This window comes from Curtobacterium sp. LFS084, from assembly GCF_047977705.1.
Lineage (GTDB): Bacteria > Actinomycetota > Actinomycetes > Actinomycetales > Microbacteriaceae > Curtobacterium.
Genome location: NZ_JBFPFM010000002.1, coordinates 112,842 through 139,387 on the forward strand (window position 1 = coordinate 112,842; position 26,546 = coordinate 139,387).

29 protein-coding genes are annotated in these 26,546 nt (G+C 72.4%); 14 read left to right on the forward strand and 15 right to left on the reverse strand.

Annotated features, from left to right (window positions below; genetic code table 11):
* Positions 1-151: 151 nt before the first annotated feature.
* Positions 152-538, reverse strand: a complete 387-nt coding sequence (locus tag ACNQOV_RS01960) for an ATP-dependent DNA ligase (protein ID WP_416393143.1) — start codon at positions 536-538, stop codon at positions 152-154.
* Positions 539-597: 59 nt separating this feature from the next.
* Here ACNQOV_RS01960 and ACNQOV_RS01965 point away from each other — a divergent pair, with 59 nt between their 5' ends.
* Positions 598-1,017 carry an ArsR/SmtB family transcription factor gene (locus ACNQOV_RS01965; RefSeq protein ID WP_416393144.1) on the forward strand — a complete coding sequence of 140 codons (420 nt, stop codon included), beginning with the start codon at positions 598-600 and terminating at the stop codon, positions 1,015-1,017.
* On the forward strand, positions 1,017-2,003 hold the full coding sequence (locus ACNQOV_RS01970) for an SRPBCC family protein (protein ID WP_416393145.1): 987 nt from the start codon (positions 1,017-1,019) through the stop codon (positions 2,001-2,003). The genes ACNQOV_RS01965 and ACNQOV_RS01970 overlap by 1 nt, the downstream gene beginning before the upstream one ends.
* Before the next feature lie 64 nt (positions 2,004-2,067).
* On the opposite strand, the gene ACNQOV_RS01975 is transcribed toward ACNQOV_RS01970, so the two are convergent.
* From ACNQOV_RS01975 to mvk, 5 genes are read right to left on the reverse strand one after another with little or no spacing between them, the layout of a single operon-like run.
* Positions 2,068-3,225 carry a hydroxymethylglutaryl-CoA synthase gene (locus ACNQOV_RS01975; protein WP_416393146.1) on the reverse strand — a complete coding sequence of 386 codons (1,158 nt, stop codon included), beginning with the start codon at positions 3,223-3,225 and terminating at the stop codon, positions 2,068-2,070.
* Positions 3,222-4,286: a hydroxymethylglutaryl-CoA reductase gene (locus ACNQOV_RS01980; protein ID WP_070418055.1), complete on the reverse strand. Its 1,065-nt coding sequence runs from the start codon at positions 4,284-4,286 to the stop codon at positions 3,222-3,224. The genes ACNQOV_RS01975 and ACNQOV_RS01980 overlap by 4 nt, the downstream gene beginning before the upstream one ends.
* Positions 4,279-5,361, reverse strand: coding sequence for a phosphomevalonate kinase (locus ACNQOV_RS01985; protein WP_402267767.1), 1,083 nt, complete (start codon positions 5,359-5,361; stop codon positions 4,279-4,281). The genes ACNQOV_RS01980 and ACNQOV_RS01985 overlap by 8 nt, the downstream gene beginning before the upstream one ends.
* Positions 5,358-6,377, reverse strand: coding sequence for a diphosphomevalonate decarboxylase (mvaD, locus tag ACNQOV_RS01990; protein ID WP_416393148.1), 1,020 nt, complete (start codon positions 6,375-6,377; stop codon positions 5,358-5,360). The genes ACNQOV_RS01985 and mvaD overlap by 4 nt, the downstream gene beginning before the upstream one ends.
* A complete protein-coding gene (gene mvk / locus ACNQOV_RS01995; RefSeq protein WP_416393149.1) occupies positions 6,377-7,366 on the reverse strand; it encodes a mevalonate kinase in 990 nt (329 codons plus the stop codon). Before mvk ends, mvaD begins: the two co-directional genes overlap by 1 nt.
* A 140-nt stretch (positions 7,367-7,506) precedes the next feature.
* Between mvk and ACNQOV_RS02000 the strand changes: the two genes are divergently transcribed.
* A complete protein-coding gene (locus tag ACNQOV_RS02000; RefSeq protein WP_416393151.1) occupies positions 7,507-9,135 on the forward strand; it encodes a DHA2 family efflux MFS transporter permease subunit in 1,629 nt (542 codons plus the stop codon).
* 82 nt (positions 9,136-9,217) lie between these two features.
* Here the strand turns inward: ACNQOV_RS02000 and ACNQOV_RS02005 are convergent, their stop codons facing one another.
* Positions 9,218-9,691, reverse strand: coding sequence for a MarR family winged helix-turn-helix transcriptional regulator (locus tag ACNQOV_RS02005; RefSeq protein WP_402267778.1), 474 nt, complete (start codon positions 9,689-9,691; stop codon positions 9,218-9,220).
* A gap of 41 nt (positions 9,692-9,732) precedes the next feature.
* Here ACNQOV_RS02005 and ACNQOV_RS02010 point away from each other — a divergent pair, with 41 nt between their 5' ends.
* Genes ACNQOV_RS02010 through ACNQOV_RS02025 form a run of 4 tightly spaced genes read left to right on the forward strand, consistent with a single transcriptional unit; the run spans position 9,733 to position 12,568 of the window.
* A complete protein-coding gene (locus tag ACNQOV_RS02010; protein WP_416393153.1) occupies positions 9,733-10,647 on the forward strand; it encodes an EamA family transporter in 915 nt (304 codons plus the stop codon).
* 21 nt (positions 10,648-10,668) lie between these two features.
* Complete coding sequence (locus tag ACNQOV_RS02015; protein ID WP_022905449.1) at positions 10,669-11,124, forward strand: MarR family winged helix-turn-helix transcriptional regulator; 456 nt, start codon at positions 10,669-10,671, stop codon at positions 11,122-11,124.
* Positions 11,125-11,146: 22 nt separating this feature from the next.
* Positions 11,147-11,569: an organic hydroperoxide resistance protein gene (locus tag ACNQOV_RS02020; protein ID WP_022905450.1), complete on the forward strand. Its 423-nt coding sequence runs from the start codon at positions 11,147-11,149 to the stop codon at positions 11,567-11,569.
* Between the two features lie 24 nt (positions 11,570-11,593).
* Positions 11,594-12,568 (forward strand): zinc-binding dehydrogenase, encoded by a 975-nt coding sequence (locus tag ACNQOV_RS02025; RefSeq protein WP_416393303.1) that lies wholly within the window; start codon positions 11,594-11,596, stop codon positions 12,566-12,568.
* A 58-nt stretch (positions 12,569-12,626) separates the two neighbouring features.
* Here the strand turns inward: ACNQOV_RS02025 and ACNQOV_RS02030 are convergent, their stop codons facing one another.
* The 4 genes from ACNQOV_RS02030 to ACNQOV_RS02045 form a co-directional block, all read right to left on the reverse strand.
* Positions 12,627-14,393, reverse strand: coding sequence for a chloride channel protein (locus ACNQOV_RS02030; protein ID WP_416393154.1), 1,767 nt, complete (start codon positions 14,391-14,393; stop codon positions 12,627-12,629).
* 53 nt (positions 14,394-14,446) lie between these two features.
* Entirely contained in the window at positions 14,447-14,911 is a 465-nt protein-coding gene (locus ACNQOV_RS02035) for a MarR family winged helix-turn-helix transcriptional regulator (protein ID WP_416393156.1), read from the reverse strand.
* Between the two features lie 77 nt (positions 14,912-14,988).
* Positions 14,989-16,446, reverse strand: coding sequence for a sugar porter family MFS transporter (locus tag ACNQOV_RS02040; RefSeq protein ID WP_416393158.1), 1,458 nt, complete (start codon positions 16,444-16,446; stop codon positions 14,989-14,991).
* Positions 16,447-16,574: 128 nt separating this feature from the next.
* Complete coding sequence (locus tag ACNQOV_RS02045; RefSeq protein ID WP_416393160.1) at positions 16,575-17,102, reverse strand: hypothetical protein; 528 nt, start codon at positions 17,100-17,102, stop codon at positions 16,575-16,577.
* Between the two features lie 118 nt (positions 17,103-17,220).
* Here ACNQOV_RS02045 and ACNQOV_RS02050 point away from each other — a divergent pair, with 118 nt between their 5' ends.
* Entirely contained in the window at positions 17,221-18,123 is a 903-nt protein-coding gene (locus tag ACNQOV_RS02050; protein ID WP_402267793.1) for a LysM peptidoglycan-binding domain-containing protein, read from the forward strand.
* Between the two features lie 90 nt (positions 18,124-18,213).
* Here ACNQOV_RS02050 and pgi read toward each other — a convergent pair whose 3' ends face one another.
* The 4 genes from pgi to ACNQOV_RS02070 form a co-directional block, all read right to left on the reverse strand.
* Positions 18,214-19,923 carry a glucose-6-phosphate isomerase gene (pgi, locus tag ACNQOV_RS02055; RefSeq protein ID WP_416393161.1) on the reverse strand — a complete coding sequence of 570 codons (1,710 nt, stop codon included), beginning with the start codon at positions 19,921-19,923 and terminating at the stop codon, positions 18,214-18,216.
* A gap of 256 nt (positions 19,924-20,179) precedes the next feature.
* Positions 20,180-22,411 (reverse strand): heavy metal translocating P-type ATPase, encoded by a 2,232-nt coding sequence (locus ACNQOV_RS02060; RefSeq protein WP_416393162.1) that lies wholly within the window; start codon positions 22,409-22,411, stop codon positions 20,180-20,182.
* Complete coding sequence (locus ACNQOV_RS02065) at positions 22,408-22,626, reverse strand: heavy-metal-associated domain-containing protein (protein WP_022908520.1); 219 nt, start codon at positions 22,624-22,626, stop codon at positions 22,408-22,410. The genes ACNQOV_RS02060 and ACNQOV_RS02065 overlap by 4 nt, the downstream gene beginning before the upstream one ends.
* 46 nt (positions 22,627-22,672) lie before the next feature.
* Positions 22,673-22,963, reverse strand: coding sequence for a metal-sensitive transcriptional regulator (locus ACNQOV_RS02070; protein WP_031263278.1), 291 nt, complete (start codon positions 22,961-22,963; stop codon positions 22,673-22,675).
* Positions 22,964-23,053: 90 nt separating this feature from the next.
* Here ACNQOV_RS02070 and ACNQOV_RS02075 point away from each other — a divergent pair, with 90 nt between their 5' ends.
* The 6 genes from ACNQOV_RS02075 to ACNQOV_RS02100 all read left to right on the forward strand — a co-directional run bounded on the left by ACNQOV_RS02075 (position 23,054) and on the right by ACNQOV_RS02100 (position 26,501).
* Complete coding sequence (locus ACNQOV_RS02075; protein WP_416393163.1) at positions 23,054-24,241, forward strand: helix-turn-helix domain-containing protein; 1,188 nt, start codon at positions 23,054-23,056, stop codon at positions 24,239-24,241.
* 164 nt (positions 24,242-24,405) lie between these two features.
* A complete protein-coding gene (locus tag ACNQOV_RS02080; RefSeq protein WP_022908523.1) occupies positions 24,406-24,861 on the forward strand; it encodes an Asp23/Gls24 family envelope stress response protein in 456 nt (151 codons plus the stop codon).
* The gene (locus ACNQOV_RS02085; protein WP_022908524.1) at positions 24,854-25,045 is read left to right on the forward strand and encodes a DUF2273 domain-containing protein; all 192 of its coding nucleotides are present in this window, start codon (positions 24,854-24,856) and stop codon (positions 25,043-25,045) included. Before ACNQOV_RS02080 ends, ACNQOV_RS02085 begins: the two co-directional genes overlap by 8 nt.
* Positions 25,042-25,356 carry a hypothetical protein gene (locus ACNQOV_RS02090; protein WP_022908525.1) on the forward strand — a complete coding sequence of 105 codons (315 nt, stop codon included), beginning with the start codon at positions 25,042-25,044 and terminating at the stop codon, positions 25,354-25,356. Before ACNQOV_RS02085 ends, ACNQOV_RS02090 begins: the two co-directional genes overlap by 4 nt.
* 9 nt (positions 25,357-25,365) lie before the next feature.
* Positions 25,366-25,941 carry a DUF6286 domain-containing protein gene (locus ACNQOV_RS02095; RefSeq protein WP_022908526.1) on the forward strand — a complete coding sequence of 192 codons (576 nt, stop codon included), beginning with the start codon at positions 25,366-25,368 and terminating at the stop codon, positions 25,939-25,941.
* Positions 25,938-26,501, forward strand: a complete 564-nt coding sequence (locus ACNQOV_RS02100) for a hypothetical protein (protein ID WP_022908527.1) — start codon at positions 25,938-25,940, stop codon at positions 26,499-26,501. The genes ACNQOV_RS02095 and ACNQOV_RS02100 overlap by 4 nt, the downstream gene beginning before the upstream one ends.
* The last annotated feature ends 45 nt before the right edge of the window (positions 26,502-26,546 follow it).

The following is a 26,546-nucleotide window of genomic DNA, read 5'->3' on the forward strand; positions in this document are numbered from 1 at the left end:
GGGACTCCTCACACGACGCGTGGTTCCCCCTCTTCCCGCGCGTGCTGCCGTCATCGGATCCCTGGGCCGGAGTCGATCGCTCGCGCGGTACGCCCACCGTAGTCAGTCTGCACGGACGTGCGCGACCCGTTGACCGTCCACAGGCCGTGTGCTAATGCCCATCCTCGGTACCGGAGTCGTCGTCGGCATCGCCCGGCACCACCGCACGGGACCACGCCGAGTCGTCCGCGGTGCTCGTGTCCGACGGCTCCGGGGTGAGCACGAGCCCTGCGCCCGAGGTGGCGGCAGCGTAGAGGTCCTCGAGCCAGCTGCGGTTGATCCGGGGCACCCGGCTGCCGGAGAACTTGAAGTGCAGACTCACGTTCGGGTGCATCCAGATGGTGCTGCGCCCGTTGCCGTGGACGGCGTCGTCCTTCCACGAGAACGCGAACCGGTGCTCCCGCCGGAGCATGTTCACGATGACGATCTGCAGGTGTGTGAGCGCTCGGTCGTCGATCCGGAGGTCGAGCGGCTCTCCGTCGTAGATGAGCTGACCCATGCGTCCTTGTACACCGCGGGGGTTGTGCGGCGGGCAGGACCGTCGTAACGTACAACCGGATGGTTGCACGTACCGAACTGAGCGATGCCGAGATCGACCGGGTCTTCCACGCCCTGGCCGACGCGACCAGACGCGACATCGTCCGTCGCACCCTGGTCGGCGAGGCGTCCGTGAGCGCACTCGCGGACGCCTACGCGATGTCGTTCGCCGCCGTCCAGAAGCACGTCGCCGTCCTCGAAGGAGCAGGACTCGTGACCAAGGAACCCCGGGGCCGCACCCGCATCGTGCGCGCCGAGCCGGGACAGATCGATCGCGTCCGTGGGCTGCTCGACGGCTACGCGGACCTCTGGCGCGGCCGGATCGAGCGGCTCGACGCACTGCTGGGAGAAGACCGCACGCCGCTGGGAGAAGACCGCGCGCCGCTGGGAGCCCACCGCGCACCGCGCAGCGACGATGACCGAACGCAAGGGAGCCAATGATGCCGACCACGTCCGTCCACACCGACCCCGAGGAGCTCACCGTGACCCTCGTGGCCGAGTTCCCCGTCCCCGTCGAACGCCTCTGGGCAGCGTTCGCGGATCCCCGGCAGCTCGAACGCTTCTGGGGCCCGCCCGGGTTCCCCGCAACGTTCACCTCGTTCGACCTGCGCCCCGGCGGCGTCGCCCACTACCGGATGACCTCGCCCGAGAACGAACGGTTCCACGCACTCTGGCAGGTGTCCGAGGTCGACGAACCCCGCCGGATCGCCTTCCGCGACCTGTTCTCCGACGCCGAGGGCACGGTCGACGACGCGCTGCCCGCGAGCGAGACCGTGCTGTCGTTCGAGGCCGTCGGCAGCGGGTCACGGGTGACGGTGCTGACGTCGTTCGCGTCCGCCGCCGACCTCGACGCCATGCTCGAGATGGGCATGCTCGACGGCTACGAGCAGGCGTTCGGGCAGCTCGACACGGTGCTGGCCGACCTCCGCGAGTACGCCCTCGGCCGGGGCACGGTCACCGAGATCGTGGACGACACCCACGTGGCCATCACCCGCGCGTTCCGGGCGCCGCGGCACCTGCTCTGGCGTGCGTACACGGAGCCGGAGCTGATGCGGCGCTGGCTGCTCGGCCCGGACGGGTGGGAGATGACGGTGTGCGAGGACGACCTGGTCGTCGGCGGATCGTTCCGGCAGGCCTGGGCACCCGTCGGGGACACCGAGGGCGAGGCGTTCGGGTTCGAGGGCGAGCACCTCGTCATCGAGCCGGAACGCCGCATGGTCACGACCGAACGGATGACCGGTGCGCCGTTCCCGGCCAACGTCAACGACCTGCAGTTCGACGAGGCCGACGGCGTCACGTTCATGACGCTCCGCATCACCTACCCCGACCGCGAGCAGCGGGACATGATCCTCGCGACCGGCATGACGGACGGCATGGAGACGAGCTACCAGCGTCTGGAACGCGAGGTCCTGTCCGCAGCGGCGTGAGTCGTGCGGGACGGGAGGGACGGTGCCAGCGGGCACCGCGCCTCCCGTCCGTCAGGCGGTCGCGTCAGCGCTGCGTCGCCTCGTAGCGGCGGGCGCCGCCGCGCACCCCGGCGAAGCGGTACGGCGCAGCCGTGACCTGCGGACGCTCGACGTCCTCGCTCGTCGCGGCACCCGCGGCGTGCAGCTCGCGGTAGGCGTCGACCGAGAGCGGCACCCGGGCGGCGAGCAGCTCGCGGACCCGCCCCTCGCGGCGGTGCTCGCGGTACGCCGGCTGGACGATGCCGGTGACGAGCTCGCCGACGCTGCCGGATCCGTAGCTGAACAGCCCGATGCGCTCCCCCGCGAGGTCGTCGTCGAGGTCGAGCAGGGCCGCGAGCCCGATCCAGAGCGACGCCGTGTAGGTGTTGCCGGTCTGCTTGTTGTACGTGAAGCCGAGGGCGAGCTCGGACTCGTCGAAGGGCACCCCGACGTGCTGGGTGAGCTTCCGGTGCGCCTTGAGGGCCATCTTCGTGAACGGCTGGTGGTGGACGAAGCGCACGATGTCCTCGTACGCCGGGCCGCCCTGCGCCGCGAGGTCGTCCCACGCCCCGACGAACGCGTCGACGTAGGCGCTCACGGACAGGCGGCCGTCCACGAGTGCGGTGGAGCGGTCGTTCGGCCGCCAGAAGTCGTCGACGTCGGCGGTGAAGACCCCGGCGGCCGGCTCGATCTCGATGAGGTCGGGGTCGGCGGCGATCAGCATCGCGGCCGCGCCGGCACCCTGCGTCGGCTCGGCGGCCGTGTCGACGTCGTACCGGGCGACGTCGGCGGCGATGACCAGCACGCGCTCCCGCGGAGCCCGCGCGACGATGCCGAGGGCGAGCTGGACGGCCGCGGTCCCGCCGTAGCAGGCCTGCTTCAGCTCGACGACGCGGACGTTCTGCGGCAGCCCGAGCAGTCCGTGCACGAACACCCCGGCGGCCTTGGACTGGTCGACGCCGGACTCGGTCGCGAACAGCACCGTGCGGATGCCCTCGGCACCGTGCCGGTCGATGATCTCCTTCGCCGCGGCGGCGCCCATCGTGACGATGTCCTCGTCCGGCGCGGGCACGCTGAACGCGTCCTGCCCGATGCCGACGTGGTACTTCGCCGGGTCGACGCCGAGGCGCTCGGCGAGGTCGTCGAGCTCGAGGACGTGGTGACCGGTCGCGACGGCGAGGTCGTGGATGCCGATGCGGGTCATGCTGCACCTCCGGCAGGCTTGGCGCCACGGCGTTCCATGGCGACGTGGGCGGCCATCAGCTCGCCCGGGTTGGTCTGCGCGGCGAGCAGCGAGAGCTCCCCGCACAGGACGGTCGCGGCACACAGGGCAGCGAGACGGCGGGCGTTCGCGCCGGGCTCGCGGTCCTCGCGGCAGCCGAGACGCACGAGGGCGTCCTCGACGACGGGCAGGTCACCGCCCTTGCCGTTGCCGACCGTGCCGACGATGAGGTGCGGGAGCGAGGTCGCGAAGTACAGGTCGCCGTCGCGGTCCTCGGCGCTCGTGATGCCCTGGGAGCCCTCGACGATGTTCGCGGCGTCCTGTCCGGTGGCGAGGTAGAACCCGAGGAGCATGTTCGCGTAGTGGGCGTTCGCGGAGCGGATGGCCCCGGCGATGGTGGAGCCGACCAGGTTCTTCGCGACGTTCAGCTCGGCGATCCGGGCGGCGCTCGACCGCAGGCGCTTCTCGACGACCTCGCCCGGGATGACGATCTCGGCGACGGTGTTCCGGCCGCGTCCGCGGATCCCGTTCACCGCCGTGGCCTTCTTGTCGGTGCAGAAGTTGCCCGAGACGCTGACGTACCGCAGGCCCGGCTCCCACGCGAGGATCGCCGGCAGGAGCTTGTCCGCCGCCTGCGTGACCATGTTGTGCCCGGAGGCGTCGCCCGTGGTGAACGCGAAGCGCAGGAACAGCAGGTCCCCGACGATCTCCGGGTGCACCTCGATGAGCTTCGCGAAGCGGCTCTGCCCGGCGACGATCTGCTCGAGCTCGTCCTGCCGCGCGAGGATGCGCCCGGTGGCCAGGTGCGCGGCGGCGGCGCTGTCGGCGCGGACGACGACCGAGCGCGTCATGCGCTCGTCGACGACGGTCGCGACGATGCCGCCCTCGACCATGCGCGAGATGCGGGCACCGCGGCCGACGGACGGCCAGAGCGGTGACTCGTACGTGGCGAGCGGCACCTCGTGCTCGCCCTCCACCGCGTTGCCGCTGATGCGGATCGGCCCCACCCACTTCGTGGGGATCGGGGTCAGCAGGTCAGTCATCGACGCTCCCTTCGGGCGCTTGCACCGCGACGCTGAGGTGTCTGATGTCGTGCGCCTCCCAGGCGCGGTGGATGCCGGCGAGGTCGGTGTCCGCCGGGACGAGCGCGATGCCGCAGTCGCCGCCGCCGGCACCGGACGGCTTGGCCGCCCCGCCCGCCGCTTCGACGACGTCGCACAGGGTCGCGAGTCGCTCGGTCTCGATCTGCGAGCCGACCGACGTGCCGAGGCGCTGGAGCAGGCCGCGAGCGCGACGGAGCGCACCGAGGGCCCGCTCGGCGTCGCCGGTCTGCAAACCCGCGGTGAGGTCGTCGACGCAGGCGCGGCTCTCGTCGAGGAAGGCCTGGTAGCCGCCGTTCCGGTGCCGACGCACGACGCCGACGAGCTTCGTGGTCGACGCCGGTGAACCGGTCCAGCCGACGAGCAGCTCGAGGTTCTCGGGGGCGGGCAGGCGCTGGACGTCGAAGCCCTCCCACGCGTCCTGGTCACCGAGGATCTCGGTCACGGAGCGGGTGTCGAGCTGGGCCGCGAGCCGCTCGCGGTCGGGCGCGCTGTAGCGGAGCCAGCCGCCGAACGTGCTCGCCGCGAGGTCGCCGCCCGACGCCCGCGGGTTGACCCGGATCGTGGCGAGCAGGGCGACCTGGAACCGCTTCCGCTGCGAGAGCCCGAGCCCGTAGAAGCGGTCGAGGGCGCCGACCGTGGCGACGGTCACGGCAGCGGAGGACCCGAGCCCGAACTTCCGACCGCTCGCGTCGTCGAGCTGGCTGTGGATGCGGAGGTCGTGGAAGCGCGGTGCGATGCCCTGCTCGGCTCGGAGCTTCTCGACGAGGTCGATCGTCGCCATCACGTAGTCGTAGGGGTGGTGCTCGGTGTCGAGCGCGATGCCGTCCTCGGCGCGGGTCCACGTGAGCGGGAGGTGTCCGTACTCCTCGGAGTGCACGCTGCCGGCACCGTGCCCCTCGCTCACCCGCGCGGTGATGGCGCGGTCGAGGGCGATGATGACGGACGGCTGCCCCGGCTCGACGACGGCGTACTCCCCCGCGACGAACAGCTTGCCGTGGGCACGGAACTCGATCACTCGGCGGACTCCTCTGGTCGGACCACACCCGGTGCGTGTGCCGCCGGGTCCTCGGTCCCCGTTCCTTCGGAGCCGACCAGGTACGCGCCTGGTCCGGTACCGGACTCGATGACGTCGCCGAACGACGCCAGCGCCGTGGCGACGGCCGAGCGGTCCTCCGGCTTGCAGAGCACGACGACGTTCGGGCCGGCGTCGGCGGTGGCGTACGCCTCGAGTCCGGCGGCGCGCAGTTCGCCCACGGCGTCGAACACGGCGACGCTGCGGGCGTTCAGGTACCGGATGGGCGGGAAGGCGCCCTCGATCGTGGCGTGCATGCGGAGCGCGTTGCTCTCGGTCAGCTCGCCGATACGGGTGAAGTCCCCCGCGGCGCAGGCGGTGAGCACGTCACCGACGGTCTCGGTGGTGGAGGTGACCCAGGCCGGGTAGAACGGCGACGTCGCGATGGTGCGTCGCATGGCCTCGCGGGAGCCGATCGGCTTCGGGCCGGCGTCGATCGTCACGACGACCATGGCCATCGGCGGCGCGGGGATCGGTTCGGCGTAGGAGCCCTGGTCGTCGCCGGCGTGCCACACCGCGACCCCGCCGGGGATCGACCGGGTGGCCGAGCCGGAGCCGCGACGGGCGAGCCGGGACAGGTCGCGCGGCGACAGGTCGAGCCCGTAGGCCGCGGCGGCGGCGGTGGCGAGCGCGGCGAACCCCGAGGCGCTCGAGGCGAGGCCCGCACCGGTCGGGACGGTGTTCTCGGAGACGACGGACGCGCGCGCGGAGGACCCGGCGAGCCCGCGCACGAGGTCGAGGAACTGCGTGACCCGGACGAGCGCCCCGTCGGTCGTGAGGGCACCGTTGAGGGTCAAGGTGTCGTCCGCGGTGTCCCCGACGGTGACCGACGTCGTCGTCGGGAACACGTCGAGCCCCATCGAGACGCTGCCCGTGGCCGGCAGGGCGAGGGCGGCGTCCGCCTTGCCCCAGTACTTGACGAGGGCGATGTTGGGGTGCGCGACGGCGGTGGCGGTCATCAGGCGCGGTCTCCGATCGTGGTGGTCCAGGTGGCTGCGGCACCTGCGCCGCGCAGTGCGGCCGCGATGCGGTCCGCGTGGTCGTCGTCCGTGGCGAGGGCGATCACGCACCCGCCGCGGCCACCGCCCGTGAGCTTCGCGCCGAGGGCGTCGGCCGCACGTGCGGCGTCGACGAGCCGGTCGAGGTCGTCGCTCGACACGTCGAGGTCGCCGAGCAGCCCCTGCGCGGCGTCCATCGTGGCACCGAGCGCCTGTGCGTCGCCGTCCACGAGTGCCGCCCGCGCGCGTCGGGCGAGCGCGCCGATGCGGTCCACGACGGCGTCGGTGGCGTCCGGGTCGGCGTCGTGGCGGGCACGGACGGCCGCGACCGCCTCGCGCGTGTGACCGGGCACGCCGGTGTCGGCGACGACGAAGGCGAAGCGCGCGCCGAGCTCGACCGGTCCGATGCGGCCGCCCTCGAACCAGACGGGCGCGTCCGCGACGACCCCGCGGGCGTCGAGGCCGGACGGTCGACCGTGGGCGACGCGCTCGCACTCCTGGATGAGGTCGTGGTGCGCCTCGGCGTCGAGGGGCTCGCCGAGGGCGTCCGCGACGGCCGCGGTCACCGCTGCGGCCACCGCCGCGCTCGAGCCCATGCCCCGGGCGGTGGGGACCGCGCTGTCGACACGCACGTGGAACCGGCGGTCCGTCGCGCCGAAGTGGCGGAGCGTCGCGGTGACGGCGGTCACGGTGGGCATCACGGCGGCCGGGGCGAGGTCGAGCGGTCCGGTGTGCACGGCGGACTCGAGGTGGTGCCCCTCGGCGTCGTCGGTCGGCGTCACCGTCGCGACGACCACGGCGTCGAGGACCGGCAGCACGAGCGCGGGTGCGCCGTAGACCACGGCGTGCTCCCCGATCAGGATCGTCTTGCCGTGGGACGACGCCCTACCGGTGCGGCGGGTGGGGCCGGCTCCAGTGGTCGCTGAGTTGTCGAGGTCGTTGGTGGTCATCGTGGGTCACGTCAGCCTAACCGTCCCGGCCACGGGCGCGCTCGACGGTGTCCGTACCCCGCCCGTGCGCGCGCTGCACGAGGTCCTCGTTCGGGGCGTACGGTGATCGTCAGCATGCTGACTACCCGAGGAGCCGCCACGTGAGCACCCACCACACCCCCGACCGTCGACGCTGGGCCGGACTCGTCATCATCAGCATCGCCGTCTCGCTCATCATCGTCGACTCGACGATCGTGAACGTCGCGATCCCGAGCATCGTCCGCGACCTCGACATCGGGTCGACGGCGGTGCAGTGGGTGCAGGAGAGCTACACCTTGGTCTTCGCGGCGCTCCTGCTCGTGTTCGGCTCCCTCGCCGACCGGTTCGGCCGACGGCGCCTGCTGGTCGTCGGCGTCTCCGTCTTCGCGCTCGCGTCGGTCCTCGCCGCACTGGCCCCGACGGGCGACCTGCTCGTCCTCGCCCGCATCGCGCAGGGCGTCGGCGGCGCGATGGTCCTGCCGACGACCCTGTCCCTCGTCAACGCGACCTTCACCGGGCGCGAGCGCGGGATCGCCTTCGCGGTCTGGGGCTCGACGATCGGCGGCATGGTCGCCGTGGGCCCGCTGCTCGGCGGCTGGCTGACGACGGACTTCTCGTGGCGGTGGGCGTTCGGCATCAACATCCCGCTCGGCGTCGCGATCGTCATCGGCGCGTACCTGACCGTGCGCGAGTCCCGCGACACCGTGCACGCCGGCCGGATCGACGTCGTCGGCGCGGTGCTCAGCGTCGTGACGAGCGCCACGCTCGTGTTCGGCCTCATCGAGGGACGGACGTACGGCTGGTGGACGAACGCCACCCGGTTGACCGTCGGCGACTGGACCTGGCCCGGACCGCTGTCGCCGATCCCGTACGCGTTCCTCGTCTGCGTCGTCGCGGGCGTGGCCTTCGTGCTCTGGACCCGGCGGCGGCAGCGCGCGGGCCGCTCCACGCTCATCGCGCTCGACCTCTTCACGATCGGGTCGTTCCGGAACGGGTCGATCGCGGCGCTCATCGTGTCGCTCGGCGAGTTCGGCATCATCCTCTCCCTGCCCATCTGGCTGCAGAACGTGCTCGGGTACTCCGCCCTGCAGACCGGGTTCGTGCTGCTCGCCCTCGCGATCGGGTCGTTCGTCGCGAGCGGGTTCGCCGCGACGGCCGGCCAGCGGATCGGCGCGCTCAGGATCGTGCGCATCGGCATCGCCGCCGAGATCGTGGGCGTCGCGGCCATCGGCTTCGTCGTGACCTCGTCGACGCCGTGGTGGGCGATCGTGCCGTGCCTGTTCGTCTACGGGTTCGGCGTCGGGCTGGCGACCGCGCAGCTGACCGGCGTCGTGCTGCGCGACGTCCCGGTCGAGCGGAGCGGCGAGGCCTCGGGCGCCCAGAGCACCGCGCGCCAGATCGGCTCGGCGCTCGGCATCGCGGTGCTCGGCACGGTCCTGTTCACCTCGACCGGGACCCTGCTCCAGCACCGCCTCGAGGACGCCGGCACCCCCGCGGCCGCGGCCTCGCAGATCGCCGATGCCGTGGTGGCGTCCTCCGGCGGGTCGATCGCGGCACTCACCGAGCAGAGTCCGACCGCCGGAGCCGCGGCGGCTGAGGCGTTCAGCGACGGCACGCGCGCCGCGGCCTGGTCCGCCGCGGGCTTCCTCGTGCTCGGCCTCGCGGCGACGCTGCGGCTGCGCAGCCGCCCCGGGGACGTCGAGGACGGTGCGGCCGAGCCGACCCGTCAGCGCACCGACGTGACCGACTGACGGACGCACGGCGCGGGTCGGCCTCGCACCGCGCCTCCCGGTCCGCGGTCCGCGGCACCGCCTGCGCGGCGAGCCGTCCGGATCAGACGGCCAGGCGCTCGAGCAGGCCCGCGAGCGCCTCGCGCTCGTCCGGCGTGAAGCGCTCGAGCAGACGCCGCTCGGTCGCGAGGTGGTCCGGCAGCACCCGGTCGAGCAGCTCCTTGCCCCGGGCGGTGAGCTCGACGATCTTGCCCCGGCCGTCCGAGGGGTTCGCAGTCCGCCGCACGTACCCGAGCGACTCCAGGCGGTTCAGCCGCTGCGCCACGGCGCTGGAGGTCACCATCGCCTGCGTCGCGAGCTCGACGGGCGTCAGCCGGTACGGGGCACCCTGCCGGGCGAGGGAGGCGAGCACGTCGAAGGTCGACGCGTCGATCCCGTGCCGGGCGAAGGTCGCGGCGAGGACCCCCTCGACCGCGGTCGCCGCCCGACTCAGGCGCCCGATGACGGCCATCGGACTCGGGTCGAGGTCCGGACGTTCCGTACGCCACTGCGCGAGTACTCGATCGACGTGGTCCACGTCGCGATCCTAATCGCTCAGCACTGAGCTACATTTACTCAGTGCTTAGCAATCGACTTCCGCTCATCGCCGTGACGGCGCTCGCTCCGGCGCTCTGGGGCACCACGTACTCGGTCTCGACGACGTTCCTCCCGCCAGGGCACCCCCTCCTCACCGCCACCCTGCGAGCCCTGCCCGCGGGCCTGGTCCTGCTGGCGATCGGCCGGCGCCTGCCGCGCGGCTCGTGGTGGTGGCGGTCGCTCGTGCTCGGTACCCTGAACATCGGTGCGTTCTTCGCGTTCCTCTTCATGGCCGCAGATCGACTGCCCGGAGGCGTCGCGGCGGTGATCGGCGGCGTGCAACCCCTGCTCGTCGCCCTGCTCGCATCCCGGTTCCTCGGCGAGCGTCTGACACCGGTGACGATCGCCGCCGGCACCGGTGGGCTCGTCGGCGTCGCCCTGGTCGCGCTCCGCGCCGAGGCGGCACTCGACCCGGCCGGAGTCGCCGCCGCCCTGCTCGGCGCGGGGTCGATGGCAGTCGGCGTCGTGCTCACGAAGCGCTGGGCCTCGACCGAGCCTCCGATCGTGACGACCTCATGGCAGCTGCTCGCCGGCGGACTCCTGCTGGCCGCACTGACCGCCGTGGTGGAGCCGCTCCCGACCTCGGAGGTGACACTCGGTGCCGTCGGGGCATACGCCTGGCTGGCGATCGTGGGGACGGCGTTCGCGTACCTCGTCTGGTTCCGTGGCGTCGCGTCCCTGCCGACCCGGGTGCCGGCGTTCCTCGGGCTCCTCAGCCCGGTCGTCGCGCTCGCGATCGGGACCCTCGTCGCCGGGGAGACGCTCTCGTCCGGGCAGGTCGTCGGCGTCGCCGTCGTCCTCGCGGCGGTCGGGACAGCGGTGATGCTGGGAGGTCGACCGGCGCGCGACCCGGCCAGATCGAAGACAGGTGTCCGCGACAAGGTTGTGCACAACTGAATTGCGTGCAATCCTTGTGGCATGCCCGTGACCGACGAGATGGTGTGCTTCTCCCTCTACGCAGCGAGCCGTGCCACCACGCAGGCGTACCGGTCCCTGCTCGAACCATGGGGCCTCACGTACCCGCAGTACCTCGTCCTCGTGACGCTGTGGATCGAGGGCGACCAGACGGTCTCGGGCCTCGGCGACCACCTGCAGCTCGACTCCGGCACGCTCTCGCCACTGCTCCGTCGCATGGAGCAGGGCGACCTCGTCCGCCGCGAGCGCCGCAGTGCCGACGAACGCGTCGTCACGGTCACACTCGGTGACCGCGGCCGCACGATCCGCGGCGAGCTCGCCCACATCCCGTCGACGATCGCCGCGGGGATGGGACTGGCCGACGAACACGCCGCGACGGAGCTCATCGCGACGCTGCACCGGCTGACCGAGACCATGCACGCCGCCGCGACGCCGGACCGCGCCGCAGCGGACCACTGACCCCCACGAAGGAAGGAACCACATGGAAGCCCTCTACACCGCCGAGGCCCTCTCCACCGGAGCCGGTCGCGACGGCCGCGTCGCCACCAGCGACGGCTCGTTCGCGCTCGACCTCGCGATCCCCAAGGAGATGGGCGGCTCCGGCGCCGGCACCAACCCCGAGCAGCTCTTCGCCGCCGGGTACGCCGCGTGCTTCCACTCCGCACTGCAGGGCGTCGCCCGCAGCCAGAAGGTGAAGATCGCCGACTCGTCCGTCGGCGGCCGCGTGCAGATCGGCCCGAACGGCGAGGGCGGCTATCAGCTGGCCGTGCTGCTCGAGGTCGTCCTGCCCGGGCTCGAGCACGACCAGGCCCAGGCCCTCGCGGACGCCGCGCACCAGGTCTGCCCGTACTCGAACGCGACCCGCGGCAACATCGACGTCACCATCACCGTCTCGGAGGACTAGTCCATGAGCACCACCCCCACCACCATGCGTGCCGTCGTCCACCACGAGTTCGGCGAGCCCGCCGACGTGCTGACCGCCGAGGACCGCCCGGTCCCCACCCCCGGCGCGGGCGAGGTCCTCGTCCGCACCGTCCTCTCCCCGATCCACAACCACGACCTGTGGACCATCCGCGGCACGTACGGCTTCAAGCCCGAGCTGCCCGCGGCCTCCGGCACCGAGGCGCTCGGCGTCGTCGAGGCCCTCGGCGAGGGCGTCACGAACCTCACCGTCGGCCAGCGCGTCGCCGGCGGCACCTTCGGCGTCTGGGCCGAGTACTACGTCGCGAACGCCGCCGGGCTCGTCCCGGTGCCGGACGCGATGACCGACGAGGACGCCGCGCAGCTCGTCTCGATGCCGTTCAGCGCCATCAGCCTGCTGCACTCCCTCGACCTGCACGAGGGCGACTGGCTCATCCAGAACGCCGCCAACGGCGCGGTCGGCCGCATGGTGGCCCAGCTCGGCAAGGCCCGGGGCATCAACGTCATCGGGCTCGTCCGTCGCGCCGCCGGCGTCGAGGAGCTCCGTGACCAGGGCATCGACCGCATCGTCGCCACCGACGCGGACGACTGGCAGGACCAGGTCCGCGCGATCACGGGCGGCGCCCCGATCGTCGCCGGCGTCGAGTCCGTCGGCGGCAAGGCCGCCGGTGACATCGCCTCGGTGATGGGCGAGAACGGCACCCTCGTCGTCTTCGGCGCGATGGCCTCCCCCACCCTCGAGATCCCGTCGGGCAAGGTCATCTTCGGCCAGCTCACGGTCAAGGGCTTCTGGGGCGCCGTCGTCAGCAGGACGATGGACGCGCCGCTCAAGCAGCAGCTCTTCGGCGAGCTCATCTCGCGCGTGCTGGACGGCTCGCTGACCCTGCCGGTCTCCGAGGTCTTCCCGTTCGACGAGGCCCGCGCCGCGGCGCGCGCCAGCGACACCGCCGGCCGCGTCGGCAAGGTGCTGCTGCGCCCGTAACGGCGACGACCAGGCGGACGGGTGGCGCGGTGCCGGCTGGCACCGCGCCTCCCGTCCGTCAGGTGGCAGGGACCAGGGCCCGCAACGCGTCCGCCTGTCCCAACCACCCGACGGGCCGTCCGTCCTCGTCGACGACCGGCAGGCCCGCGGGGTCGGCGGCGTCGACGACCTCCCGGACGACCTCGTCGAGCGGGGCCGTCGCCGACACCGCGGCCACGTCGGCGACCACGTCCGTGACGGGCCGCTCGGCGAACGCGGTGTCCCCGAGCACGGCGTCCCCGACGGACCGCGCCGTGACGACCCCGGCCAGGCGCCCGGCCCCGTCGACCACGACCACCGGACCACCCCCGGCCCCCTCGATCGTCTCGAGCGCCTGCCCGGCGATCGCCCCGGTGTCGAGCACCGGTCCGAGCGGCCGCGCCGCACCACCCGCCGTCGAGGGCTCCGGGGACCGGACCGCGGCGTCGGTCAGGTCGACACCGCGGCGACTGAGCTTCAGCGTGTAGATCGTGTCCCGCGAGAGCACCTTCGACACCGCCCCGGCGATCACGACCGCGACGACCAGCGGCAGCACGAGTTCGTACGCACCGGTCAGCTCGAACAGCATGATCCCCGCCGTGATCGGCGCACGCGTCGACCCGGCGAAGACCGCGCCCATCCCGACGACGGCGAAGGTGCCCACCTGCTCCTGCATCGACGGGTCGATCGCCGCGACGACCTCGCCGAAGGCCGCGCCGGTCATGGCGCCGATGAAGAGCGAGGGCGCGAACACCCCGCCAGATCCGCCGATGCCGAGCGTGAGCGACGTGGCGACCACCTTGCCGACCACGAGCACGGCGAGGAAGCCGAGCGCGTACTGCCCGGCGACCCCGCGTTCGAGCACCGGGTACCCCACGCCGTACAGCTGCGGCAGGACCAGCAGCACGCCCCCGAGCAGCAGCCCGCCGACGACCGGGCGGAGCCACTCCGGCCCCCGCGTCGCCCGCCACAGGACGTCGCAGGCGTCCTCGACGAGGTACAGCACGCGGGTGAAGCCGATGCCGATCGCCCCGGCGAGCAGCCCGAGCAGCGCGAAGAGCAGGTACTCGGGCGGCGTGATCGACCCGATGGACGGCAGGTGCAGGAAGGCCGCGTCGCCGAAGACGGCGCGACCGACGAGCGCCGCGGTGACGCTCGCGATCGCGACCGCGCCGAACGAGGTCGGGGTGAAGTCCCGCAGCAGCAGTTCGAGCGCGAAGAAGATGCCGGCGACGGGGGCGTTGAAGGTCGCCGAGATCCCGCCGGCCGCGCCGCACGCGACGAGGGTCTTCAGGCGCACCTCCGGCATCCGGGCCCACCGACCGATCGTCGAGCCCAGGGCGGCGCCGATCTGGATGATCGGCCCCTCGCGGCCCACCGAACCGCCCGCGCCGATGCAGACCGCACTCGCGAGGGCCTTCACCACGGCGACGCTGCCCCGGATCCGACCGCCGTTCCGGGCGACCGCGTACATCACCTCGGGAACGCCGTGGCCCCGCGCCTCCCGCGCGAACCGCTGGATGAGCGGCCCGTACAGCAGCCCGCCGACCGCCGGGGCGAGCACCACGAAACCGGCCCCGAGCCACGGCACCCACGGGTTGGCCGGGTGCCCGTCGGTCGCCGAGTAGTCCGCGTGGCCGCTGAACACCCACGTGGCGTGCTCGATCAGCCAGCGGAAGACGACCGCCGCGCCGCCGGCCCCGAGGCCGATGAGCAGTGCCGGGAGCGCCAGCCGGACGGCGGCACCACCGAAGCGGGTACCGGCGGTCACGAGGTGCGGACGGATGGTCTGGGCGGCGTCGGGCACGGTCCTCCTGAGTTGTACGGGCACAATGATTGTACGCGTACAACGAACGGGAGTCACCCCCCGAAGGCGGAGACCTCCTCGGGTGACGGTTCCCCCATCGCCCGACGGAGCGCCGCCATCCCGGCGGTCACGATCGCGCGGTCCGCGACCGGCACCCGCTCGATGATCTCCTCGAGCTCCCGGCGGCGACGATCCGTGACCTCGGCCACCAGTGCACACCCGCGCTCCGTCGGCGCCACCAGGACCTCGCGGCGGTTGTCCGACGACGCCCGGCGTTCGACCCACCCGCCGGCCACCAGACGGTCGACGTTCCGCGTGAGGGTCGACGGTCCGACCGCCAGCCGGTCCGCCAGGCCGCCGGCACGCGTCGGCCCGAGGCTGACGACGAGCACGATCAACCGGAACTGCGGGACCGTGACCGACTCGAGCGCCGGCGCGAGCGACCGCGCGACGACGCCGAGCAGGCCGCGCGACGCGGCGAGGACTTCATCGATCCCGTGGTCCGGACGTTCACCCATGTCCGCCATCCTCGCAGGCGATCACCTCGCCCCTCGATCCCGCGGCCCAGGAGGCCGGCGCGGGGACGCCTTCGTGGTCAGCCGCGGGCCTGCTTCGTCGGGACCGTGAAGATGTTGCCGGTCGTGACGCCCTCCTGGACCTCTTCGAGGGTGCGCCCGCGACTCTCCGGCACGAACTTCCAGATGAAGAGCAGGGCGAGGACGCCGACGGCCGCGAACCCGAAGAAGGTGCCCGTGATGCCGGTCGCGGCGACGACCGTGGGGAAGTACAGCCCGAGGAACGCGTTCGCGATCCAGAGGCAGAACACCGAGATGCCCATGCCGAGTGCGCGGATCTGGGTCGGGAAGATCTCGGACAGGATCACCCAGGTCGCGATGTTGAGGAACGTCTGCATCGAGCCGACGAACGCGACGACGAGGAACAGGATCACCCACGGGCGGGCGGGGTTGCCCTCGACCAGGGTCATCGACGCGATCCCGATGAGGAAGTGGCAGACGGTCGTCAGCGAGTAGCCGAGGATGAGCGTCGTGCGCCGGTTGATCTTCTCCATGTTGCGGATCGCGATCGCGCCGCCGACCACCGCGATGACCCCGGGGGCGATGTTCGCGATGAGGGCCGCCGACTTCGCGAAGCCCGACTCGACGAGCACGGTCTGGCCGTAGTACATGATCGAGTTGATGCCGGTGAGCTGTTGCGCCACCCCGATGCCGGCACCGATGAGCACGATGCGGATCAGCCACTTGTTGCCGAGCAGGGTGCGCCAGCCGCTCTGCCGCTCGACGTCCGCCTCGAGCTCGTTCGACCGGGTGATGTCCTCGAGTTCGGCGTGGGCGCGCTCGCGGGAGCGGATCTGCCCGAGCACCTCGAGGGCCTCGTCGTCGCGCCCCTTGGAGGCGAGCCACCGCGGTGACTCCGGCACGCGGAGCATGCCGATGAACAGCGCGATCGCCGGCAGGGCACAGACGGCGAGCATCACGCGCCAGACGCCCTCGCCCTCGCCCCAGAGGGAGCCGATGATCGCGTTCACCACGAACGCGGCGAGCTGGCCGATCACGATCATCAGCTCGTTCCGACCGGACAGCGACCCGCGGATCTCGTACGGCGCGAGTTCCGCGAGGAACACCGGCACCACCGTCGAGGCACCACCGACCGCCAGGCCGAGCAGGACGCGACCGACGACCATCACCCCGAAGACCGGGGCGAACACGCAGACGAGCGTCCCGACGAAGAACGTCACGGCGAGCAGGATGATCGTCCTGCGGCGCCCCCAGCCGTCGGCGATCCGGCCGCCGAGCATCGCGCCGATCGCCGCCCCGAAGAGGAGCGAGCTCGTGACCACGCCCTCGGTGAGGTTCGTGAGCCCGAGCTCCTGCTTCATCGGCAGCAGGGCGCCGTTGATCACACCGGTGTCGTAGCCGAAGAGCAGGCCGCCGAACGTGGCCACGAGTGCGAGGACGCCGAGGCGTCGGACGTGCGGGCCGTGTCCGACCGGCGGGAGGGGGACGCTCGTGGCTGTCGGTCTGATGTCGACCATTCGGTGACTCCTTCGTCAGTGATCGGGCTGCATCGCTGTGGAGGATCGTAGCCCGAAACCATGTCCTGTCAATCGGTCATACACACGGAATGACGAATGGATGGCTCCGCGAACGCCCCGGTCAGCGATCACTCGCCGTTGTCGGCGGGGTCATCGAGCACGTCACCCAGCGACGGCATGTCCGCACCGTGGTCGGTGTAGCGACGGACGGTGCGTCGAGCGGCGGCACTCGCGGCGCCCGAGAGCCGGGGGTTCCGTCGTGCAGCGTCGGCCACGCGTCCAGCGTGCCCGGCGGTCGACAGCAGGATGTTCGCCAGCGCGCGGGCGTCGCCCGGCTCCGGGACCCCCGTCACCGTCCAGGCCGTGCGGACCTGCTCGTCCGGGGTGACCCCGCGACGCGTCCCCATCCGGTGCCAGTCGGACAGCGAGCCCTCGGTGCGGGCGGCGGCACGGTCGGCCTCGGCCGCCCGACGACGCTCGGCGTCGCGAGCGGCGTCGTCGGCCGCTTCGCTCCGTTCGATCCGGTCGACCAGGCCGTCCGCCCGCTTCCGGACCTGCTCGGCACGCTCGCGCGCGGCGGCGTCGTCACCGCCGGCCTCGGCGATGCGGGCGGCGTGCGCGGCGGCCGCCGCGGCGAGGATCTCCGAACGCTCCATGCACCGACGGTAACCCGTGCAGCCGACAGCGCCCGACCGTACGTCCACCGACACATCGCCGCACGGGCGACGGTGTGCACGTCCGGCAGTCCGCTACGGTTGAACCCGAGGGGGAGTCATGAAACGAACCGCAGTGGTCGGAACCGTCCTGGTGTCGACCGTCCTGCTGTCCGGCTGCTCGTGGCTGCGCGGGACGGACGGGGCGATCCCCGCCCCGTCCGCCCCGCCCACGAGTGCCTCCCCGACCCCGAGCGACACACCCACCGCCGACGGCGACTCGGCCGCGGACCTCCTCGAGGCCTCCGCGACCCCCCGCACACCGACTGCCGCGCCCACCGAGGCCGCCGCACCGGCACCGACGCTGACGCCCATCCCGGCCGGCACGGTCCTCGCCCAGGGCGACGTCGCGTCCCCGAAGGGCAGCATCCACTTCCACTTCCGAGTCGTCGCCGACGGAGCGGACGCGTTCACCGCCGAGTACTCCGGGTTCACGTCGACGCTGCCGGTCCCCGTCGGGGTCGGGCTGTTCGACCTGCCGAAGGAGGTCGGCGACGGCCTGACCTACCGCGGGGTGGGCGACCACACGCTCGGCGGGCCGACGAGCACGCCCGGCTCCGCATCGGTCCCGCTCACCGGGTCCGGCGTCGAACCGTCGCACCTCGGCACCCTCGTGACGTACTCGGCCGCCCGTCCCGGCCAGGACGTCCCCGTCGAGATCGCCGCGGACAAGGTCCTCGCCGTCACGACCGTGCGGTGGTCGATCCCCGCCCGGCAGACGAACGTGCACCCGGTCGACCACGGTGCCCGCCCGAACGCCACCGGATCGGTGACGGCAGCCGCCGGCGGCGGGGCTCCTGCGCGGTACACCGTGGCGCCCGACGACCTCATCGGCGACGTCGCCGCACGGTTCGGCATCACCGTCCGGGCGCTCGTCTGGCTCAACGAGGGCGTGCAGGTCTTCGGCGAGGACCAGCACCTCTACGAGGGCACCACGCTCAACCTCGACCCGCTCGGCCGCTGAGCCGCGCGGGTCCCGCCGGAGCGCGACCCACCGACGACAGGAGGCGCGGTGCCAGCCGGCACCGCGCCTCCTGTCCGTCAGGTGCGTGCGTTACTCGCCGCGCAGCTCCAGGTACTTGGCGATGAGCGCCTTCGTCGAGGAGTCCTGCGCGTCCAGCGCGGCCTGGTCACCGTCGACCGCCGGGGCGATCTGCAGCGCCAGCTGCTTGCCGAGCTCGACGCCCCACTGGTCGAACGAGTCGATGCCCCAGATCGTGCCCTCGGTGAACACGATGTGCTCGTACAGCGCGATGAGCTGACCGAGCACGCTCGGGGTGAGCTCCGGCGCGAGGATCGACGTCGACGGCTTGTTGCCGGTGAAGGTGCGGGCGGAGATGATGGCCTCGTCCGTGGTGCCCTCGGCGCGGACCTCGTCCGCCGTCTTGCCGAACGCGAGCGCCTTCGTCTGCGCGAAGAAGTTCGCCAGGAAGAGCGCGTGCACGTCCTGCCCGGGCTGCACCGCCCCGCCGTCACCGGTCTCGTCCTTGAGCGGACGCGCGGGCTTCGCGACCGTGATGAAGTCGGTCGGGATCAGGCGCGTGCCCTGGTGGATGAGCTGGTAGAACGCGTGCTGGCCGTTCGTGCCCGGCTCACCCCAGAAGACCTCGCCGGTCTCGGTGGTGACGGGCGAGCCGTCCCAGCGGACGCGCTTGCCGTTGGACTCCATGGTGAGCTGCTGCAGGTACGCGGCGAAGCGGTGCAGGTACTGCGTGTACGGCAGGACCGCGTGGCTCTGCGCGCCGAGGAAGTTCGAGTACCAGACGTTGAGCAGGCCCATCAGGACGGGAACGTTCTGCTCGAGCGGCGTCGTGCGGACGTGCTCGTCGATCGCATGGAAGCCCGCGAGGAACTCCTCCCAGTTCTCCGGGCCGATCGCGATGACGACGCTCGTGCCGATGGCGGAGTCGACCGAGTACCGGCCGCCCACCCAGTCCCAGAAGCCGAACGCGTTCTCGGGGTCGATGCCGAACGCCGCGACCTTGTCGAGCGCGGTCGACACGGCGACGAAGTGCTTCGCGACGGCGTTCGACTTCTCGTCGTCGGACGCGTCGGCCAGGCCGAGCCGCTCCCAGAGCCACTGGCGGGCCAGGCGGGCGTTGGTCAGCGTCTCGAGCGTGCCGAAGGTCTTCGACGCGACGATGAAGAGCGTGGTCTCGGGGTCGAGGTCAGCGGTCTTCTCGTAGATGTCCGCCGGGTCGATGTTCGAGACGAACCGCGCCTCGAGGCCGGGCTGGACGTACGGCTTCAGCGCCTCGTAGACCATGACGGGGCCGAGGTCGGAGCCACCGATGCCGATGTTCACGACGGTCTCGATGCGCTTGCCGGTGACACCGGTCCACGCGCCGCTGCGGACCTGCTCGGCGAAGGCGTAGACCTTGTCGAGCGTGGCGTGCACGTCGGCGTCGACGTCCTGGCCGTCGACGACGAGCGCCGGCGAGGCGCCCTTCGGACGGCGCAGGGCGGTGTGCAGGACCGCGCGGTCCTCGGTCGCGTTGATGTGCTCGCCGGCGAGCATCGCCTGGAAGCGCTCGGCGACGCCGGTGTCCTTCGCGACCTGGAGCAGGTCGGCGAGGATCTCGTCGGTGACGAGGCCCTTCGACAGGTCGACGGTGAGGTCGGCGGCCTGGAACGTGTAGCGCTCGGCGCGAGCGGGGTCGCTGTCGAACCAGCCGCGCAGGTCCGGGGTGAAGCCGTCGGCGATGCCGGCGAGCTTCTTCCAGCCGTCGGTCGATGTGGGGTCGACGGGAGCGGATTCGGTCACTTGTGGTCCTCCTGGATCGCCTTCAGACGTACGAGCCCGCGGGTCACCGCTGCGCTGCGTCGCGGACCGCCTCCGAGCGTAGTGCGCTCCGGCGGATGGTGTGCGCCGTCGGACAGGAGGTGCGGGGCACGTTCGCTGTGCGCGTCACGGGGCGAGCGGCGCGAGCGCGTCCGCGACCGGGCAGGCCCGGGCGACGCGCCAGGCGCGTCCGGCCCGCAGGTGGCGACGCCGCGGGCCGTGCGCGGTGGCGGCGCGGTCAGGACTCGGGGGTGAAGCGGCGGAGGCGCAGGCTGTTCGTCACGACGAAGACCGAAGAGAACGCCATCGCCGCGCCGGCGAGCACCGGGTTCAGCAGCCCCGCCATCGCGAGCGGGATCGCCGCGACGTTGTACGCGAACGCCCAGAACAGGTTGCCCTTGATCGTGCGGAGGGTCGCTCGCGAGAGCCGGATCGCCTCGGCCACCACGGTCAGCCGACCGCTCACCACCGTGATGTCGCTCGCCGCGATCGCGGCGTCGGTCCCGGCGCCCATCGCGATCCCGAGGTCGGCCGCCGCGAGGGCCGCGGCGTCGTTCACGCCGTCACCCACCATCGCGACGTGTCGGCCATCGGCCTGCAGGCGGCGGACGGTGTCGAGCTTCGAGGCCGGGGTGGCGCGGGCGTGCACCTCGTCGATGCCGACCGCGGCGGCGACGGCGCGTGCAGTGCCCTCGTTGTCGCCGGTGAGGAGCACCGGGTGCAGCCCGAGCTCCCGGAAGCGCCGGACGGCGTCCGCAGCCTCGGGCTTCACGGTGTCGGCGACGATGACCACGCCGAGTGCTCGGCCGTCCGTCGCGACGACGACCGCGGTGCCACCGTCGGACTCGGCGTCCCGGACGGCACGCAGCACGGTCTCCGGGACGGCGACGGACCACGACGTCTCGAGCCACGCGGTCGTGCCGACGAGGACCACCGCGCCGTCGACGACCGCCTGGACCCCGGCCCCGGGGGTCGCGGTGAACTGCGCCGCTCCGGTGACGTCGAGTCCTCGGGCGCGGGCGGCCGCGACGATCGCCCGGGCGACGGGGTGCTCGGAGCCGTCCTCGACCCCGGCGGCGAGCCGGAGGACCTCGGCGTCGTCGGTGCCGGGCGTGCCCGTGACCGCACGCAGGGCCATCGTCCCGGTCGTCACCGTCCCGGTCTTGTCGAGGACGATCGTGTCGACGCTGTGGGTCTGCTCGAGGACCTGCGGGCCACTGATCAGGATGCCGAGCTGCGAGCCCCGGCCGGTCCCGACCAGGAGCGCGGTCGGGGTCGCGAGGCCGAGCGCGCAGGGGCAGGCGATGATGAGCGTCGCGACCGCCGCGGTGAAGGCGGCCGTCAGGGATCCGCCGAGGACGAGCCACCCGACGAACGCCGTCACCGCGAGCCCGATGACGATCGGCACGAAGACCCCGGACACCCGGTCGGCGAGGCGCTGGACGTCGGCCTTCCCGGTCTGCGCGTCCTCGATGAGCCGCCCCATCCGGGCGAGTTCGGTGTCGGCCCCGACCCGGGTGACCGCGACGACGAGCCGACCGCCGACGTTGATCGTGGCGCCGGTGACGTCGTCGCCGTCGTGGACCTCGACCGGTACGGACTCGCCGGTGAGCATGCTGCGGTCGACGGCCGACGTGCCCTCGCGCACGGTGCCGTCGCTCGGGATCCGCTCCCCCGGCCGGACGACCACGACGTCGCCGACGACGAGGGACGCGGCGGGCACGCGCGTCTCGGTGCCCCCGCGCAGCACCGTGGCGTCCTTCGCGCCGAGTTCGAGCAGCGCCCGGAGTGCGGCGCCGGACTGCTGCTTCGCGCGGGCCTCCATGTACCGCCCCGCGAGGATGAACACCGTGACGGCCGACGCGACCTCGAGGTAGAGGTCGCTCGCCTCGGGATCGGTCGCGAACCACGAGAAGGTCATGTGCATGCCGGTCGTCCCGGCGTCGCCGAGGAACAGCGCGTACAGCGACCACCCGAACGCGGCGAGGACGCCGACGCTCACGAGGGTGTCCATCGTCGCCGCGCCGTGCCGGGCGTTCACCCAGGCGGCCCGGTGGAACGGCAGCGCGCCCCACACGGCCACCGGGGCGGCGAGGGTCAGTGCCAGCCACTGCCAGTTCGGGAACTGCAGGACCGGCACCATCGAGAGGACGACGACGGGGACGGCGAGGACCGCCGAGACGACGAGTCGTCGCCGGAGCGCCGCGGTCGGGTCGTCCACGCGGTCGTCGTCGGCGCCGTCGGGGTCGGCGGTCGCCGGCGGCCGCGGCACGGAGGCCCCGTACCCGGCCGACTCCACGGCCGCGATGAGGGCACCGGTGTCCGAGCTGCCGGAGACGGTGGCCTTCTCGGTCGCGTAGTTCACGGTCGCGGTGACGCCGGGGAGCTTGCCGAGCTTCCGCTCGATGCGGTTCGCGCACGAGGCGCAGGTCATCCCGGTGATGTCGAGCTCGACGACCCCGTCCGTCATGACCGCACGACCTCGTACCCCGCCTCGGCGACGGCGGCGCGGAGCGCGTCCTGCGGCACCGGGGCCGCGGACGTCACGGTCACCTCGGAGGCGCCGCCGGGGACGAGCCGCACCCGGACGTCGGACACCCCGTCGAGCTCGCCGAGCTCCTCGGTGACGCTCATCACGCAGTGGTCGCAGGTCATGCCCTCGACGAGCAGCAGTTCGGTGGTCATGGTGGTTCCCTTCTGGGGTCGGGTCACGACGTCGGCGTCGACGCCGTCAGGAGCGGACGAGCCGCGCGATGGCGTCGCTGGCCTCGCGCACCTTCGCGTCCGCAGCGTCACCGCCCTCGGCGACGGCCTCGGCGACGCAGTGCCGCAGGTGGTCCTCGAGCAGCGAGAGGGCGACGCGTTCGAGTGCCCGGTTCGCCGCGGAGATCTGGGTGAGGACGTCGATGCAGTACGTCTCGTCCTCGACCATGCGCGCGATGCCACGCACCTGCCCCTCGGCGCGACGGAGTCGCTTGAGCAGGTCGTCCTTGTCCCCGATGTAGCCGACGTGTTCGTGCATGCTGGCCTCCGTCATCCGTACGGTACCCCCCTAGGGTATACCCATCCGCCGTTGCCGTGACCCCGGGACGAACCGTGCGATGATGCGACCATGACCGAGGTGGCGACGAACGGCTTCCGCAGACTGCGGTTCGCCGACGGCGACGGGTCGGACTACTCCGACATCTTCGAGGCCGAGTACCACGGCTCCGACTTCGCCTCGGGCACCTTCGCCACCCGCGACACCCGCTACGAGTACACGGTCGTGGGCGACGACGACCTGACGCTCCGGACGATGCGGGCCGAGGGCGGCAGGCGTGGTGGAGTCATCGGGCCACGGGACGACCACGTCGTGTTCTGGCTCACCAAGGGGCAGCTCGAGATGCACTTCGCCGACCGGTCCCGCGTCGTCGTCCCCGGCAGCCCGTACATCGCCTCGGCGTCCGAGGCCTACCGCTTCGAATCGACGGGCACGATCTACAACGGCGTGCACATCGCCGACCGGTTCCTCCGCGCGGTCGGACAGGACCTCGGCTTCGCACTCCCCGACGGCCCGCTCCTGTTCGACCAGCAGGACGAGGTCGTCGCGCGCCAGGAGCCCCTCCGACACCTCGTGCGCGAGATCGGTCCGATGCTCGTCGACGACCGCGTGCTCGGCCCGATGCGCACGGCACTCAACCGCCGGCTCGCGGTCGTCGTCCTCGACACGTTCCCGGTCCGGAACCGCGGCTCGGACGTCCCGGTGGCGAACCGGCTGCGGGACGCGGTCCGGTTCATCGAGGAGCACGCCGCCGAACGCCCGGCGGTCCCCGAGATCGCCGCCGCGTGCGGGCTGAGCCAGCGCGGCCTGCAGGACGTGTTCTCGCGGACCCTCGGGTCGACCCCGCACCGTTTCCTCCGCGACCACCGACTCGACCGCGTCCGACGCGAGCTCCTGCACACGGACGGCGACGAGAGCGTCACCGAGATCGCCCGGCGATGGGGCTTCACGAACCACGGACGTCTCGCCGTCGCGTACCGCGACCGGTTCGGCGAGGACCCGGCGTCGACCCTGCGCTCCTCACGCGCCGCCCGACCGGGCCGCGCCTCGTGGCGGCTCCGTCGTGCCGTCGAGTTCATCGAGTCGAACCCCGACGAGGCTTTGACGCTGCAGGCGATCGCCGACGCCGCGGGCGTGCGCCCACGGCGGCTGCAGCAGCTCTTCCTGGAGGAACGGGGCGAGTCCCCGATGGCGGCCGTGCGGTCGATCCGTGGTGCTGCAGAACGCAACGCGTCGGACGGAATCAGCGCAGCTCGCTGACCGTCGGCACAGCAGGGGTACGCAGCGCTGCGCGTTCCGCGCCATCCCTGGGAAGTTCCTGAACTCGATCGGCCCCGTGTGACGATCCTCGAGTCAGCCCCGTCTCATCCGTGAACAGCAACCGCTGGGAACGCCCGGCGGGACCGAATCGGAAGGAAACCACGATGGCTGACACCACGACGACCACCCCGGCTGCGACGACCGCGGGCCGCGCTGCGACCGCACCGGCTGGTGGCGTGACGGGCAAGACCACGATCGACGACACGGTGGTGTCGAAGGTCGCGGGGATCGCGGCTCGCGAGGTGAACGGTGTGCACTCGCTCGGCAACGGCGCAGCGCGTGCGATCGGTGCGATCCGCGACGCGATCGGTCAGCGTGACTTCGGTCAGGGCGTCAAGGTCGAGGTCGGCGAGAAGCAGGTCGCCGCGGACATCGTGATCGTCGCCGAGTACCCGGTGTCGCTGCAGCAGGTCGCCGACGGCGTCCGCTCCGCGGTGGCCCGTGCGCTGACCCAGATCGTCGGCATGGAGGTCGCCGAGGTCAACGTGACCGTCCAGGACGTCTACATCCCGGGCGACGACGACGACAACGACGACAAGAAGGAGTCCCGCGTTGAGTAACACACTGGTCGGCGCGCTGATCGGCGCGATCCTCGCCGTCGTGGCGTTGCAGTTCGGGTTCTGGGGCTTCGTCCTGGTGGTCGTGTTCGGTGCTCTCGGCGCGCTCGTCGCGGCGTTGGTGACGGGCAAGATCGACCGCGGCGCCCTGACGGACGTTCTGACCGGGCGTCGGAGCTCCCGGTGAGTGCCGGCCCGGACGTCCCGGGCCGGGTCGAGATCACCGCTCGTGCCCTGACCTCGCTGGCGCGGGCCGTCGCAGCCGAACGGCTCGGCGCGCCCGCGAAGCGGGTGCGGGTCGGCCTGGGCGATGCGTCCGGGGCGCTCGCGCTCGACATCACCGGTCCGATCTCGGCGGGTGAGGACATCCTCGCCCGGTCCGTGCGGGTCGCTGACGAGGTCAAGGGCCGGGTCGGGGACCTCACCGGCCGCCGGGTGGGCAGTGCCCACATCGAACTCACCGGGATCGTGCGCGAGCACCGGTCCCGGACCCTGTAGGAGGCCATCATGAGCAACGGTTCCGTGGAACGACGCATCCGTCGCCGCAGCGTGCACCGCTCCCGCTCGACCGCGGTCGCCGTCGCCCTCGTGGTGCTGGCGTTGGTCGCGGCGTGGATCGGCACCGAAGCGGTCCTCGCCGGGATCGGCCGTCCGCCGCTCGTGGCGGACCCGCAGCAGGTCGTGGACGCGGCCCTGCGCCCGGACGCGGCGTTCGTGACGATCGCCGAGGTCGTCGCGGTGGTGCTGCTGGTGCTCGGTGTGGTGCTGATCGTGCTGGCCCTCAAGCCCGGCCGGCAGCACCGCTCGGTCATCGACCACGACCGTGGCGCGGTGATCATCGACAGCCGCATCGTCGCCTCGACGGCCGCCAACGCGGCCGGGCTCGCCGCGGGTGTGCCCGAGGGCAACACGTCCGCGACCGCTCGTGGCCGTTCCACCCACGTGCGCGTGGTGCCCGTCAGCGGGATCCCCGTCGACGACTCCGTCGTCCGGGACGCCGTCCAGGCACGCCTGGCGGGCTTGGACGAACGCTTCGGCCGGCGCGTGAGCGTCAGCGTCGAGGAGAAGGGAACGCTGGCATGACCGGCAGCAACCGGACCATGAACCGGATCATCCTGCTCGTGCTCGGCCTGGTCGCGGTCATCGTCGGTGTCACCATCGGCGCCGGCGTGCTGACCCCGGTCCGGGACGCCGTGCAACCGTACGTGGACCTGCCGCGCAACCTCGACGTGCCCGCGTCGTCGCTGTGGATCGTCGTCGCGGTCTGCGCGGTCGTGATCGTGCTGTCGCTGCTGTGGGTGTTCACCCGCGGTCGTGGCGGGACCTCCGTCGCCGTGCGGGAACGCTCCGGCGACGACCAGGTCACCGTGAACGTCGCGCTCGTCCGCGACGTCGTCGAACACGAGCTCCAGGACGTCCGTGACGTCGTCGGTACCCGGGTCGACACGTACCTGGTCCGTCGTCAGCGCGCCGCACGCATCCGCGTCGCGGTCCGCCGCGGCGGTGACGCGGTCACCGTCCTCGACGCCGTCGACCACGCCGTCTCCACGCTGGACCGGACCCTCGGCCGGCAACTGCCGATCCTGGTCCACCTCACGGGCGGCACCCGCTCCGCCCTCGCCAAGGCAACCCGCGTCCACTGACACACGCGTGCCGGGCGGCCACCGCGCCTCCCGACCCGCCGGACG